We start from the raw sequence: 14,421 nt of genomic DNA on the forward strand, positions 1-14,421 counted from the left end.
CAATTTGCTTCGCGATCGGCTTTGCAAGCAAAGCCTTTTCTCACTCGTTGTTCAGTTTTCAAAGATCAAATTCTTTTCTGTCACCACCAAAGTGTTTCATCGGCGACAACTTTTATATTATATCATGTCCGGTTATTTTATGCAAGCTTTTTTTAAAATCTTTTTTGAAGCTTTTCGCTTGCTCCGAATTCACTTTATCGTGTTTTCTTGGCCGGAAATATAATATACCATGCCACATTAAATAACGCAACCATTATATTAAAAAAATTACGCGGTCGCTCCATTCGATTCTTGGTTAACATGAACCACAAATCAGTTGATCAGGACTTTATGACGCAGCTTTACCCGATGCTTGGAGCTCCGCAGTAGAATCCTGCTCCCCTTTGGTCACTCGGCACTCTCCGCTTTTTTAAACTGCTTCAATCTTATATATACATAAAAACAGAGCCGCCCCCCTCTCACACTCAAGAGGAAAACGCCCCTGTTTCTTCTATATATAAGATATAAGTTATTCAGAACCTAAGAACACAAACCGGATAATGACAATTAATGCAAGTACCCACATGAGCCAATGGATTTTTACGTCGCGTTTCATGACAAGCTTCGCGAAGATGCCCAGAATCACGTAGGATATAATACCCGCCGAAATACCGTTGGCGATACCGCCTGTGAAAGGCATCAGAACGATCGTCAGGAACGCAGGGAATGCTTCAAAGAAGTCGTCCCACTCAATGTTGCGGACCTGGCTCATCATCAGCACGCCGACAATAATAAGTGCCGGAGCCGTAGCTGCCGATGGAACAACCAGCGCCAGCGGAGCGATAAATAAGGAGAGAATGAACAAGATGCCGGTCGTTACCGCGGTAAGACCCGTACGTCCGCCTGCTTCAACGCCTGCTGCGCTTTCCACGAAGGAAGTCACGGTGCTTGTACCGAGAACCGCACCCGCGCTGACGCCAGCAGCGTCAACCAGCATGGCTTTACCGATGATTTTCTCGCCTTTTTCCTTGTTCTTCATCAAGCCTGCCCGGGTTGCCGTGCCCACCAATGTGCCGAACGTGTCAAACAACTCAACGAAAGTGAAGATAAATACGATATCAAACAACCCAATATGGAATGCACCCTTCAAATCCAGCTGACCCACAGCCAGGTTGGAGAAGGAAGGAAGCCAGTTCGCATGTGTCAGTCCGCTCAAATCCGTGATACCCATCGGAATGCCGATCAGGGTTGTCACCACGATACCGATCAGAAGTGCGCCTTTGACACGAAGCACCATGAGTACCGCGATAAACAAGAGGCCAATCAAAGCAAGAAGAGCATCCTTATGTGTAAAGAAATCACTGAGCATCAGATTGAAGCTTCCACCGCCAATCGGCTTGCTCGCATCGGTGCCCGCATTGACCGAAATGGAGATCAGGTTGCTCAGTTTGAAGCCGACCACGGCGATAAACAAACCGATACCAACCGTAATGGCGCTTTTTAAGTTTTGAGGAACGGCCACGAGCAGCATTTGGCGAACCTTGGTTACTGTCAGGATGATGAAAATGATACCCGAGATGAAGACCGCGCCGAGTGCCGCCTGCCAGCTTATTGCACCATTCGAACTCAAAACCACCGTCATAAAGTAAGCGTTAAGCCCCATGCCCGGCGCCAAGGCGATTGGAATGTTGACGAACAATCCCATGACGATCGTAACCAGACCCGCACCCACAGCCGTCGCGAAGAATACCCCTTCGTTCGGAATGCCTGCGCCGCCTTCCCCCAGAAACAACCCGTTGACGAAAAGGATGTACGCCATTGCCATAAAGGTCGTCAGTCCGGCAATGATCTCTGTTCTTACATTCGTTCCGTGTTCCTTTAACTTAAAGAAACGCTCCATTGTTCATGAATCCCCCTTAGATAATTGAGTCAGGACGACAAAAAGCCTGCAGACCGCATTCGATCCACAGGCATTATGCATAAAAGAAAGAGAGCTTGTCCGTGCATGCGCCCGAAAAGGATGGCCTTAATGTTAAGGTGCTCCGAGGGCAGGCAGGTTATCCGTCGTCTCTTCTTTTCGTAGCCAGATCATTACGGTGATCTCGTAGAAACTCCCGGGCCAATTCCCGGGATTATACGAAAAAGATTTATTTATTGTCGTTTCTCACAACATTTATTCTAGGGAGACGGACGAAAATTGTCAATAGAAAAAACGAATATTCAAACAAATGGATATACTTAACGTTCGGAATTTCTGGGAATTATCGATTCCTATTCGATTTCAACGATCAATTCGATCTCTACGGGCGTATTAAACGGCAGCTCATTAGCCGAAATGGCGGAACGCGCGTGCTTACCTTTTTCGCCAAAAACCTCCACCAGCAGTTCGGATGCCCCGTTTATAACGTACGGCTGCTCGACGAACCCGTCCGCGGAGTTGACGAATGCCAGCATTTTAACGACCTGCTTCACACGGTCCAGATCTCCCAGATGCTCTTTGAGTACCGAGATCAGGTTAATCATGACTTGGCGGGCTGCGTCGTATCCTTGCTCAACCGTCAAGTCGCTCCCAACCTTACCCGTATACTTCAGCACGCCGTTGATGCGGCAGTCGTTGCCGGAGGTGTATACCAGATTGCCTACGGTTTTGGCCGGAACGTATTCCGCCACGGGAACGGGCACCTTTTCGAGAACGATCCCTTTTTCTTCGAGTATTTTTTCGATTTTAGCCATGCGTATTCATCTCCTTATCGTGTTTGTTTCCAAAAGACAGTTCATTTCATTCATGGCGGCAGCAGTGCTGTACCGGGATAAACATCCCCGGACGTTCATGCGTATGCTGCTGATGCTCCATCGTTGTCCGTCCATTGACGAGCACGGCCGATATGCCTGCCGGGTACTGAATCGGATCCTGATATGTAGCCGTGTCGGCGATGGTTTCCGGATCAAAAATAACGATATCCGCCGCATAGCCGGGAACGAGCAGCCCCCGCTTGCCAAGCTTGAAGCGTTGAGCCGGATAGGAGGTTACCTTGCGCACAGCCTGCTCCAGCGTCAGTATTTTGTGATTGCGGACATACTCCGCGAACAGCCTAGGGAAGGTCCCGTAGGAACGCGGGTGCGGCTTGCCGGTGACACAGCCCAGACTGTCCGATGCGATCAAGGAATAATCATAACGGATCACTTCCCTGACATCCTGCTCCGACATATGAAAATAGACGATCGATACCTGCCCGTTCTCTCTCGCCAAGAGCTCTAGGGCAGCGTCCTCCGGATCCATTCCCCACAGCTCGCTGATCTCCTGAATATGCTTGCCCTCCAGCAGTTTGCCTGCGGCTGACGGCACCGACGAGACGAAGACGCTCTGCCAGCCGGTCGAGCACACCAGATTGTCCCAGGTCGTCTGCTCTTCCCGCAGCTCTTCCTTGATGGTCCTCCGGATCAAAGGATCGGCAATCCGCTGCAGCGTCGCCTCGATTCCACCCTCCAGCACCCATGGCGGCAGTACGGTCGTCAGCGTCGTCGACCCGGCGGAGTAAGGATAAACGTCGCAGGTTACGTCCATCCCCCGGCTTCTTGCCTCATCAATCAAGGCGATGGCATTCTGCGTTTGTCCCCAGTTGATGCGGCCCGCCGCCTTCAGGTGGCTGACATGCAGGGACACGCCGCTCTGCTCCGCAATCCAGATGACCTCCCGGATGGAAGCGAGCAGATTATTGCCCTCGCCGCGGATATGCGTGGAGAAGAGACCACCGTAGGCAGCTACGATCCTGCACAGCTCCGCCAGCTCCTCTTTGGGCGTGTAGCTGCCCGGCGCATACAGAAGCCCGATTGAAAGGCCGATCGCGCCGGCCTTCAGACCGGCCGCAAGCAGCTCCTTCATCCGGTTCATCTCATGCTGCGTAGCCGGACGGTTCGCAAAACCCATGACCGAAATGCGCAGGGCGCCGTGCGCCACATACGTGGATACATTTTCGGATGCGGGCGACTTGGCCAAGTGCTGCAAATATTCCTCGATGTTCTCCCATGGCCAAGGCCAATCGGTCCGTCCGATGACAGGCTCAATGTAGCTTCTTAGCTCTGCGGCCCGGTCTTTGAAATAGGGTGCCGGGGCCAGGCCGCAGTTCCCCACGACTTCCGTCGTGACGCCCTGCTGCATCTTGAATTCGCTTTCAGGCTGGTCCAAGATCAGCAGATCCGAGTGGCAGTGCCCATCAATGAATCCGGGAGCGACTACCTGCCCTTTGGCATCGATCCGCTCCGAAGCTTCGACATCGGTTCTGCCCACATGGGTGATCATACCGTCCTTGATGCCCAGCTGTCCAAAATACCACGGGTTTCCCGTGCCGTCCACGAGTCTGCCGTTTTCAATAATGATATCGAGCATTTGCCTTTCCCCCGCTTCCCTAGGCCAATTTCCCTCTTGCCAGAACAGGTACGGCCCGAATGACGCCTTCTTTCGAAACATAAATCTCATTATGCAAATTAATCGTCGGGCAAATATGATTCGGAACGATTTCAATGAGGTCTCCCACACGAAGCCCATGCGGGCCGTCGGTGCGGATCATGCCATGCTCTTCGTTCATTTTCTCGAATACGGCGTCCGGATGGCCGATCACCTCACCGAAGCCCTTCAAATGGAGCGGATGCTGGCCTGGCTGGACGTCCGTCGCAAAGGTTTTGCTTCCCCCGTCCACGACGAGGCGGTTTTCGGCGGGAACGCTTACAACCGTAACAAGCACTTTCGCAGCCCAATCGTCCCTGCTGCAGGCTCCCATAACGGCAAGCATCCGGTCGTAAAAGATATAGGTTCCCGGACGAATTTCAGTCACGCCCTTCACTGCCGCTGCATAAGGAGCCGTAGGCGTGGAACCGACGCTGACGTCGCGGATGGCGATGCCGGCCGCACGGATCTTCTCCGCCGTGTCGACCATGATGCGGCCTTCCTCCAGACCGGCGGCTTCCAGATCCAGCGTACCCGCCCCTTCGAAGACAGCCCCCTTAAAGGTGAAGATGCCGCTAAGGTCAAGCCCGGGGAGCGCGGCGATCTGGAGGGCCAGTTCCACGGCCTTGTCCGGCGATACCCCTGTGCGAGCAAGCCCCGTGTCGATTTCAAGTCGGACTGCCAGCGTTACACCCGCATCGGATGCTTCCTTGGAGAGATTCTTGGCTCCCTCGATGCTTTCCACCCCGACAATGATATTGACGGATTCTGCCAAGGTGATAATCCGTTTGATTTTGGAAGGCGAAACCACCGGGTAGGCGATAAAAATATCCTCAACGCCGTGCTGCGCCATAATTTCGGCCTCGCTTACCTTTGCCGTTGTAATGCCCACGGCTCCTTCGGCAAGCTGCCGCAATGCAAACTCTGGAATTTTATGCGTTTTGATATGCGGACGAAGCTTCACTTGATTCCGGGCAGCGACGTCTGCCATGTGCTCCATATTGCGCTGCACGATCTGTTCATCAACGACAATGCAAGGTGTTTCCAGCGAATCTGTAGTTAACACGCTTTAACTTTCCCCCTCTCGACGTGATGGTGCTCAGCCCCATTATATACGATATATGAAAGGAGATCAGGGGTTAAATAATAAAAATCAACGAAATGGATACATTACCATACAGGAAAGGCAGGTGCTTCAAGCATGCATACACCGGATTCCGGCATTGAAAACAACGATGTGTCTACCGTGCAGTCGCAGCATAACGATCTGATCCCCGAGGAATTTCCGGAAGGCCCCTACGGTTCCAGCCTGGCAGCCGAGTCCATCGGCAAAAGCTCCCCATGGCGTGAAGGGCAGCACGGTCCCCATCGCTTTGGCAACGAAAATCTGGAGCTCCATGAAGACGAGGGGCGGGAATATCCCGGCGAAGATTTGACCGCGGACAATTCCAACATCAAGAGGTAATCTGTGACTCTAATGTCGCCTACTGTATTCTAAAAGGCTGCACCGATGGATTTATCCGGCGGGAGCAGTCTTTTTGCGCTTAGGCGAATTAATGACCGTGAAAAACATAAAATCCGTTTCCCTCGGATGAGGAAAACGGATTTTGTAATTTCCGGTTATATTCGCCGAGCCTATTCCCACTCGATCGTTGCAGGCGGCTTGGAGGTCACGTCATACACGATGCGGTTGACGTTATCCACTTCGTTGACGATACGCACTGAGATTTTCTCCAGCACATCCCATGGAATGCGCGCCCAGTCGGCGGTCATGCCGTCGATGGAGGTCACCGCGCGGATGCCTACGGTGTAGGAATACGTGCGGGCATCGCCCATAACGCCAACGGACTTCATGTTAGGCAAAGCAGTAAAGTACTGCCAGATTTCGCGGTCGAGTCCCGCCTTGGCGATCTCTTCGCGCAGAATGTAATCCGAGTCGCGCACGATGGTGAGCTTCTCTTCCGTAACTTCGCCCAGCACGCGGATGGCAAGACCCGGACCCGGGAATGGCTGGCGATGCACGATTTCATCCGGAAGGCCGCATTCTTCGCCGACCTTGCGCACTTCGTCCTTGAACAGGGTTTTCAAAGGCTCAATGAGCTTGAACTTCATGTCTTCAGGAAGTCCGCCGACATTGTGGTGCGATTTGATCGTTTGGGCCGTTGCCGTTCCGCTTTCTACGATGTCCGTATAGAGTGTACCTTGCGCCAGGAAATCAAAATCGTCAAATTTAGCGGATTCTTCATCGAATACGTAAATGAACTCGTTGCCGATGATTTTGCGTTTTTTCTCAGGATCGTCCACGCCGGCAAGCTTGCTGAGGAAACGCTCTTGTGCGTCGATCTTCACGACTTTCATGTCGAATTTGCCTACGAAGGTTTCCATGACGCTTTCGGCTTCGCCTTTGCGCAGCAAACCATGATCGATGAACATGCAAGTCAGCTGATCGCCGATAGCTTTATGAATCAGCATCGCTACGACCGAGGAATCCACGCCGCCGCTCAGCGCGCACAGCACCTTGCGGTCGCCGACCTGGTCGCGGATATCGCGAATCGCGTCATCGATGAAGGTTTCCATCGTCCAGTTGCCGTCGCAATGGCACACTTCGTAGAGGAAGTTGCGGATCATTTCGTTGCCGTTAACGGAGTGGCGCACTTCCGGATGGAACTGAACCGCGTACAGCTGCTTGTCCAGGTTGCTCATCGCCGCGATCGGCGCCGACTCGGTACCTGCGTCCAGCTTGAATCCTTCCGGAAGCTCGACCACGTGATCCCCGTGGCTCATCCAAACGGTTTGTTTAGCTTCAAGACCTTGAGTCAGTGTGGTGTCCGGAGCGAACTCCAAGTCCGCTTTGCCGTACTCGCGCTTAGCCGCGCGTTCGACTTTGCCGTTCAGCTGATGGGCCATCAGCTGCATGCCGTAACAGATACCGAAAATCGGCACGCCCAGTTCATAAATCGCCGGATCCACATGGGGTGCGTCTTCGGAATATACGCTCATCGGGCCGCCCGAGAAAACGATCCCTTTCGGGGAAAGCTCACGTATTTTCTCGACAGATGTATTATAAGGCAGCAGTTCGCTGTATACTCCCAAATCGCGAATGCGTCGTGCAATAAGTTGATTGTATTGTCCCCCGAAATCCAGGACAACGATGATTTCATTTGGCTTGTTCATTAACGTGCCTCCCTCAATTGTTGAAATTAATTATACGCAACGATAATTCATACCGTCAAGGAAACCGGGAAGGCGAGCTTATGCCACTTTTTTGGAGATCCGCAGGCAGCTGCGCATGTAAGCGATACAACGGCTGCGGTCCATCGGACCTTCATCATAAGCTATCATTTCCCAATCGGCGGCAAAATTGCATAGCAGCGTGCGTATTTCTTCCTTTTCAACCGGGAGGCTGTCCATATATTCCCTGACGGTAAAGCCGGCCGGTGCCGCGCCAAAACGCCGCGTGAGAGCCCGCCATACCGGATATGCGCTGCGCAGAAGCTCCTCCCTCCCGGGGAATTGCCTGCGCTTCATATGAAGCCGGAGCCAGAGTGGCGCAAGCCGCAGCCACGGAGTCAGTTGAAGAATCAGGAGCGTCAATGCGGTCGCCACTGTCAATCCGGCAGCAATAAGCAGCTTATTGTCCCACATCCAGGTCAGCGTTCCGAAGAAGCTTTGCTTCGCCATGGTCGCAATCCGAGGAAAATAATCCCCGCCTGCTGCCGACAACCGGTGCAGTGCCGCTACGGGCCGGGAGGTGCTGCCTGAGAGCGAAAGTCCAGGGGTAGGATCAAAGGGGATCCAGCCCGACTCCGGGAAGTAGACCTCGACCCAGGAATGAGCATCCCCTTCGCTGATCAAATATCGCCCCGGCTCGTTAACATCCGCTTTCCCCGGAGCAAACCCTTTGACATACCTTGCCGGAATACCCTTGCTGCGGAGAAGCACCGTCATCGCGGTCGAAAAATGATTGCAGTAGCCGGCATGGGTCTCGAACAAAAAGTCGTCGACAAAATCCTTCCCCGGCGGCGGAACCTGCGTATCGAGCGTATAGGCTTCATGCTCCATCAGGTAGTTCTTCACCGCTTCCACCTGGGCATAGCGGCCCACCGCCCCCTCCGTGACGTCATCAGCCAATCTCCGAACCCGATCCGGCAGCTCCTCCGGCAGCTGCAAATAACGCTCTCTTACCGTTTGCGGATCCGGTCCGGTAACACGGCTCAGCTTCTGAGGGCTGTTGTCCGGCATGTTCACCTTGATCGTGTAGCCCTCAACCTGCGGGACTCCCCCGTTCAAAACGACCTTGACTGTACCTGCTTCAGGGTTTTGTTCCAGCGCCGCCGGCAAAGCGGCACCTGATGAAGACAGCTGCATGTCTTTGACTTCCGATATCATTCCCCCGCCAAACAACGGGAAGCTCTGCGTGATCGGCTGCTCAAATGTGATCCGCTGTGTGATCGGTTGTAATCCTTCAACCGGTTGACCGGCTTGTCCAGCGGTTACGCCAGGAGCGTAGCCCGTCTTCAGCTCCCCTTCGGGCTCGGACCATTTCCTCCCATTATAGATACTGAAGGTTTCTCCCCTCCAATACGTCGCTGCGGGGGTCTGTGCCGAAAAATAAATGCGGCTGCCCTGATGCAGGGGAAGGCCCATCTCTTCTTCCTCGCCCGACAAATTGTATCCCGTCACCGCGGCTGCCTCGCCGCCGTAACCCGTCCTTACCCAGTCCGCCAGCTGTTCGGCGGCCTGCTGCAGGGATATCCGGGACATGGCCTTCGGCTGCGCCAGACTGCCTGCTGACCAGCTGCATGCAACCAGAAGGAGAACCACGGCGGCAAGAGAGAGCCCCCAAGCGGGATACATCGCTTTGCCTTCCGCAGGAGACCTGCCCTCTTCCCTTAGCCGCGACAGATGCACCATTCCTTGCAGCAGCAGAATCAGAGCACTGGTGCGGATGACGTCATCAAATACCGGCAGGCTCAGCAGCATTTCGAGGCAGAACAAATAGAGAAGCGTTGCGCCTGCGAACAGCAGGACGCTGCTGCGCAGAAGGGCCAAGGATTGAACAGAGTATACGAGCAGTGCCCAACCGATCATCAGCACCAGCATCCGCGACGTCTGACTCATCATGGAGAACTGTCCGGTCGTCACGAGCAGCTCTGCATCCTGCCCGAGAAGGGAAAGAGCGGACAGCCATCCGGATTCGCCGCCAAGCCGGACCACGTATACCCATGCTCCAATCGTGCATAACCCGTAAAACGGCATCGATAACGTCCACTTCAGGCACCCCGTCCCGAGTATAAGCAACAGCCCGGTGAACACATACATGACACCAAACCACTCGCTGCTGACCGCCATTACATCCAGCGGCTTCAATGGCAGCAGCCATTCCACGAACAGCCCCATCAGCGGCAGGGATATCAGTATCCGGTGCAGAAGCGGATCCTTCACATTCTCCACTCAGACCGCCCCCTCGCCCAGGGATGATGGTTCAACCAGACCGATTCTAGTCACGGCATCCTGCTGAACTGCATAAACTCCCACACCTAGGCGAGACAACCGAAGCGCAGCCGCAAAAGCAGATCCCTTTCCGGATTGCCCGACCTGTCGGCCACTCATGTCGCTTGGGTCATCACCCATGGACGTGAAATAAAAGTCGACCTGCATTCCATGAGCCGCTAACCGGGCGGCCGCTTCCCCCGCCTGATCGCCAGGCGTGCCGGTAATCACGATCATGCGAGTCCCCGGCACGCTTCGCCGCATGCTGTCCTCCATCAGGGATGACAGCTTCGGGCCTTCGCCCAGCTTGAGCGGAGACAATGATGCCAGCAGCCGGGTATAGGCCTCGCGGCGGCCGTCCCCGTGAGCTCCCATGCCATCTCCCAGGTTCACGCTGTCCCCGCTGGCTGCAGGAGCTCCGTATACAAGCATGCTCTTTACACCGCTTCGCATCAGCCCTCCGACTATGCCAGAGGCTGCCGAAACGGCCCTTTCGAAAGAGTGGCCCGCCTTCGCGCGCCGCTCTTCTTCTGTGCCGCTATCCGCGGCGTAACCTTCGAAAGAACGATCCAGGATGACGAGGCAATTCGGATCGCGTTCATCCTCAGGCAAATACGTATGGAGCGTTCCGCGCCGCGCGGAGCTCTTCCAGTCAATGCGGTTCAGCGGATCTGCAGGCAAGTACGCTCTGACCTCGGGGCTTTTGGCGCCATTGCCGTGCTCTGCCGTGAACCAAGGCTGCATGACCGCCTGAGAGCGGACATAGGGCAGCTGAAGCCCGTCTCCGATCGGCAGCGGCTTCGGGAGAACCAGGAAGCTGCCTTCCGATCTCTGTACCCGGCTGCCGCTGAACCAGCCGAACAGCCCGCCCCATTCGAGCAGGCAGGCATCAAAGGAATATACTCCGCGCGGCAGTCCGCGGAGCTCGCAGACATATTCCATGCTGCGCCGAAATCCGGGGAACAGGACTTGACGGCTGCTCCCTCCCGTATAGTAATCCTCCACGGCAAGCCACGGCACAGGCAGGAATGAGCGGAATTCCACCCGCACCCGAAGCCGGGCGGTGTCCCCTGCCGAAATGACCGATTCATCCAATCGCCGCGTGATCGTCGCGCTGCGGAGTCCCAGCCACTGGATCAGCAGACCTGATATTACCAGCAATCCCGCCAGACAAAGGAGGAACAAAGCCGAAGCTCCACCATGCCATGCATACAAACTCCCGAGGCTGCCAAGCCCGGCAGCACCTCCCGCCCATTCGGTCCAGCGCCGCTTCATGAGCGTGCTCCTTTGCGGACCGCAAGCGGCAGGACCAGCTGCGTCAGCAGCTCTCGCACGATCTCCTCGCTCTGCAGGCCCGACAGCACCGCTTCATGGCTTAGCATCAGCCGATGAGCCAAAACGGGAACAGCCGTGTGCTTCACGTCATCCGGAATGACGTAGGTCCGGCCCGCCATATAAGCAGCTGCCTGGGAGGCAAGCATCCACGCGAGCGTTCCCCGGGGGCTGATTCCGAGCTGCAGCTTGGCATGCCTTCTCGATTGATCCGCTGATTGCACAAGCATCAGCTTAATGGAATCATCCACGAAAACCTGCTTCACCTCGCGCTGCATTTGGACCATTTCTTCTGCCAGCATGACCGGCTTAACCCTCTCCAGCGGATGTGCTCCCTGCATGCGGGATAGAAGCTCCATTTCCTGATCCGGCTCCGGATATCCGAGCTGAATCCGCATGAAGAAGCGGTCCAGCTGCGCCTCCGGCAGCCGGTAGGTTCCCTCGAACTGCAGCGGATTCTGCGTCGCCAGAAGCAGGAACGGACGCGGGAGCGGGTAAGTCGTGCCGTCCACGGTAATCCGGCGTTCCTCCATCGCTTCGAGCAGCGCCGACTGCGTCCGCGGCGAGGCGCGGTTCAGCTCGTCGGCGAGCACGAGGTTCGACATCAGCGGACCCGGCCGGAATTCAAAGGTTCCGCTATGCTGACGGTATACGGAGGTTCCCGTGACGTCTTGAGGCATCAAATCATACGTGAACTGGATGCGGCCGAAGCTTGCGCCGAGACAGGCGGCAAGGGCCCGGACAAGCATCGTTTTGCCCACGCCGGGCCGATCCTCCAGTAAAATATGGCCGCCGCACAGCATGGACATGAGGGCAAGGCGGATTTGGGTTTCCTTTCCGACGATGACGGTTCCGACGCGGGCTACCACCCGCTCAAGCAGTTCAGGCGCGAAGTCCTGGTGTGGTATGGAAGAAGTAGACAATTTCATAACCTCCGATTCATTGGGGAGTCGGATTCCCGAAGGGAATCTATGAAATCAGTCTCGCCATAAATGAAAGGAAGTAGACATGCGCGCCTTCATTTTAATAGATTGCCATTCAGAATCAGAACACCCGAATCCGACGCTCCTCGCCGTTCTCTGAAGCGGAAATATCCAGGTAGCCGGCCTTGCCGAACAGATCACGGACCGGAACCCATACCGCATCGTTCACAATCTTCACGGTTGTTGCCACTCCCTGCTGTTTCTTACCTGAAGCGATAGCAGACAGCGTTCCAGACCGGGTATCGATTTGCAGCGTGGTTTCCGTGTCTGCCGTAAGCGCAATATTCACGGTATGCGTGTTCGCATTCCATATAGCCGTTCCCCCGAGCCTCTCGGCCACTGCGCGTACCGGTACCATGTAGCGGCCATTCTCGTAGCGGTACTCTCCCGGCTGCAGCGTCGTTTCCTGCGGACCTACTTCGAGCCGGAGAGGCTTCCCGCTTGCGAACAACGCAGCATTGCCGGCCACATGAGACTCGACCCATGCCCCGCTCGGCGCGCTCCGCTTCAGCTGCTTCGCCTTGCTGTTAACCTTGAACTGCACAGGCTCCGCATCCGGAGTCAGCACGCCGAACTTATAGCCTTTGCTCTTGTACCAGGAAATGATTTGGGGAAGTGCCTTCACGCTCTCGCCATGGCCGCTTCCGTCATGCATCAGCAGGACGACCTGATCGGAGTTCACGGGCGTTTCAGACTCCCTCACAATCTCCGCTGCGGGCACGCCCCGCCGCTTGGAGTCGCCGCTGTCCACATTCCAGTCAGTCACGATGTATCCGCCTTGCTTCAATAGGCGAAAATAAGTATCATCGAAATGTCCCGCTGTCCCCCCCGGAGCTCTGACAAGCTGCGGACGGATGCCGGTAACCTGATATATTTCTTCTTCGGTCTCCTTGATCTGGTTCCAGAAGACAGGAAATCCGCTATAAAGTCTTGTATAATTATGATCATACGTATGATTCCCAATGGCATGTCCCTCTTCGAAAATGCGCTGCAGCAGCTCAGGATAACGCTTGACCTGCTCTCCCAGCACGAAGAAGGTCGCATGGATGTTATTTTTTTTCAAAATATCAAGAACGCTGCCGGTTAAAGCACTTGGTCCGTCGTCAAACGTAAGGTAGACCACCTTGCCGTTTGAAGCCGAAGCCGGCTTGGTTGTGGGTGTGGGAGAGGCTGCCGCTTTGAGCGGTTTAACCTGCTGCATGCCCGCGGACGGAATCGAAGCCTCCGCGTCTGCCGCCGGCAGTGACCAGGACGAGTCCTTTTCCGATACAGAAAAAAGCAACACCAACAGCAGGACAAGCACGCAGCTAACCACTCTTTTTTTGCCGTGCAACAACCATTTAACCATGACGAATACCTCCACTATTTCTATGAATTCTGCTTTCTGGTAGATTATATGGTGGAAGGCTCGCAAATAGACTTTGAGTCTGTATTTTATTGCAAGAAGCAAGCACAACTTGGATCTGGTTTGGAGTGAGTCCGTTGGAATTACTAAAGTGGATACAGCTATTGTTTGGCGATTACGGATACATCGTGTTGTTCTTAGGCCTGATCCTGGAGTTCATTGCGCTTCCTTTTCCTGGCGAAACGACGATGGCTTATGCAGGGTATCTTTCCTACGCGGGAAAACTGCATTTCGGCTGGCTGATCTTGCTCGCTTTTTTGGGTACGACCATCGGCATAACGATCACGTATTTCATCGGCTTGAAGGCAGGCCTGCCCTTTATCCAGCGCTACGGCAAATGGGTGCTCCTATCGGAACATAAGCTGGAACGCGCGCAAAAGTGGTTTAACAAGTATGGCCAGAGCCTCGTATTCCTCGGTTACTTCATTCCTGGCGTACGCCATTTCACCGGGTATTTTGCAGGGATGATCAAGCTTCCTTTCCGGAAATTTGCCCTATATGCATACGGAGGCGCGCTATTCTGGGTCGTTCTGTTCCTGAGCATCGGCAAGCTGTTCGGACCGCAGTGGAATATGGCCTTTCACGTCGTGGAAAAGTACTCGATCTGGATCGTCGGCGGAATCATTCTCCTTTTCCTGGCCTTCCTCGTATACCGTTACCGAACGTCCCTACTCAAGCTGATCCGCAAACTGAAAGCCAAACCGGTATCCAAGACGCTGAAATAGAGACTAAAAAAGACGCATGCTGCCGAGGCAGATGCGTCTTTCTTGTATAAATATGATTGC

The 14,421-nt window shown here is 54.7% G+C and carries 12 protein-coding genes and 1 riboswitch; of the genes, 3 read left to right on the forward strand and 9 right to left on the reverse strand.

The features are described from left to right. Window positions 1-223: hypothetical protein (locus tag ACTHPM_RS25330; protein WP_440421722.1), on the forward strand; the 223-nt coding region annotated here is incomplete at its 5' end. 285 nt (window positions 224-508) lie between these two features. Here the strand turns inward: ACTHPM_RS25330 and ACTHPM_RS25335 are convergent. The 4 genes from ACTHPM_RS25335 to ACTHPM_RS25350 all read right to left on the reverse strand — a co-directional run bounded on the left by ACTHPM_RS25335 (window position 509) and on the right by ACTHPM_RS25350 (window position 5,489). Further along, complete coding sequence (locus ACTHPM_RS25335) at window positions 509-1,879, reverse strand: NCS2 family permease (RefSeq protein ID WP_440398073.1); 1,371 nt, start codon at window positions 1,877-1,879, stop codon at window positions 509-511. A 160-nt stretch (window positions 1,880-2,039) separates the two neighbouring features. Continuing rightward, a riboswitch (purine riboswitch) is annotated at window positions 2,040-2,139 on the reverse strand. Between the two features lie 111 nt (window positions 2,140-2,250). Further along, window positions 2,251-2,712, reverse strand: a complete 462-nt coding sequence (locus tag ACTHPM_RS25340; protein ID WP_160499152.1) for a RidA family protein — start codon at window positions 2,710-2,712, stop codon at window positions 2,251-2,253. Between the two features lie 46 nt (window positions 2,713-2,758). Then, on the reverse strand, window positions 2,759-4,366 hold the full coding sequence (locus ACTHPM_RS25345; protein WP_440398072.1) for an N-acyl-D-amino-acid deacylase family protein: 1,608 nt from the start codon (window positions 4,364-4,366) through the stop codon (window positions 2,759-2,761). A 19-nt stretch (window positions 4,367-4,385) separates the two neighbouring features. Then, a complete protein-coding gene (locus ACTHPM_RS25350; protein WP_440398071.1) occupies window positions 4,386-5,489 on the reverse strand; it encodes an alanine racemase in 1,104 nt (367 codons plus the stop codon). A 135-nt stretch (window positions 5,490-5,624) separates the two neighbouring features. On the opposite strand from ACTHPM_RS25350, the gene ACTHPM_RS25355 reads away from it, so the two are divergent. Then, complete coding sequence (locus ACTHPM_RS25355; protein WP_440398070.1) at window positions 5,625-5,888, forward strand: hypothetical protein; 264 nt, start codon at window positions 5,625-5,627, stop codon at window positions 5,886-5,888. Window positions 5,889-6,058: 170 nt separating this feature from the next. On the opposite strand, the gene guaA is transcribed toward ACTHPM_RS25355, so the two are convergent. The 5 genes from guaA to ACTHPM_RS25380 form a co-directional block, all read right to left on the reverse strand. Further along, window positions 6,059-7,597 (reverse strand): glutamine-hydrolyzing GMP synthase, encoded by a 1,539-nt coding sequence (guaA, locus tag ACTHPM_RS25360; RefSeq protein WP_440398069.1) that lies wholly within the window; start codon window positions 7,595-7,597, stop codon window positions 6,059-6,061. A 78-nt stretch (window positions 7,598-7,675) separates the two neighbouring features. After that, window positions 7,676-9,877 (reverse strand): transglutaminase-like domain-containing protein, encoded by a 2,202-nt coding sequence (locus tag ACTHPM_RS25365; protein WP_440398068.1) that lies wholly within the window; start codon window positions 9,875-9,877, stop codon window positions 7,676-7,678. Then, on the reverse strand, window positions 9,878-11,191 hold the full coding sequence (locus ACTHPM_RS25370) for a DUF58 domain-containing protein (protein ID WP_440398067.1): 1,314 nt from the start codon (window positions 11,189-11,191) through the stop codon (window positions 9,878-9,880). Further along, window positions 11,188-12,177 (reverse strand): AAA family ATPase, encoded by a 990-nt coding sequence (locus tag ACTHPM_RS25375; RefSeq protein ID WP_440398066.1) that lies wholly within the window; start codon window positions 12,175-12,177, stop codon window positions 11,188-11,190. The genes ACTHPM_RS25370 and ACTHPM_RS25375 overlap by 4 nt, the downstream gene beginning before the upstream one ends. 115 nt (window positions 12,178-12,292) lie before the next feature. Further along, complete coding sequence (locus ACTHPM_RS25380; RefSeq protein WP_440398065.1) at window positions 12,293-13,579, reverse strand: polysaccharide deacetylase; 1,287 nt, start codon at window positions 13,577-13,579, stop codon at window positions 12,293-12,295. Between the two features lie 134 nt (window positions 13,580-13,713). On the opposite strand from ACTHPM_RS25380, the gene ACTHPM_RS25385 reads away from it, so the two are divergent. Then, window positions 13,714-14,361 carry a DedA family protein gene (locus ACTHPM_RS25385; RefSeq protein ID WP_440398064.1) on the forward strand — a complete coding sequence of 216 codons (648 nt, stop codon included), beginning with the start codon at window positions 13,714-13,716 and terminating at the stop codon, window positions 14,359-14,361. The last annotated feature ends 60 nt before the right edge of the window (window positions 14,362-14,421 follow it).

Source organism: Paenibacillus sp. SAFN-054 (assembly GCF_051966755.1).
Taxonomy (GTDB): Bacteria; Bacillota; Bacilli; order Paenibacillales; family Paenibacillaceae; genus Paenibacillus_AQ.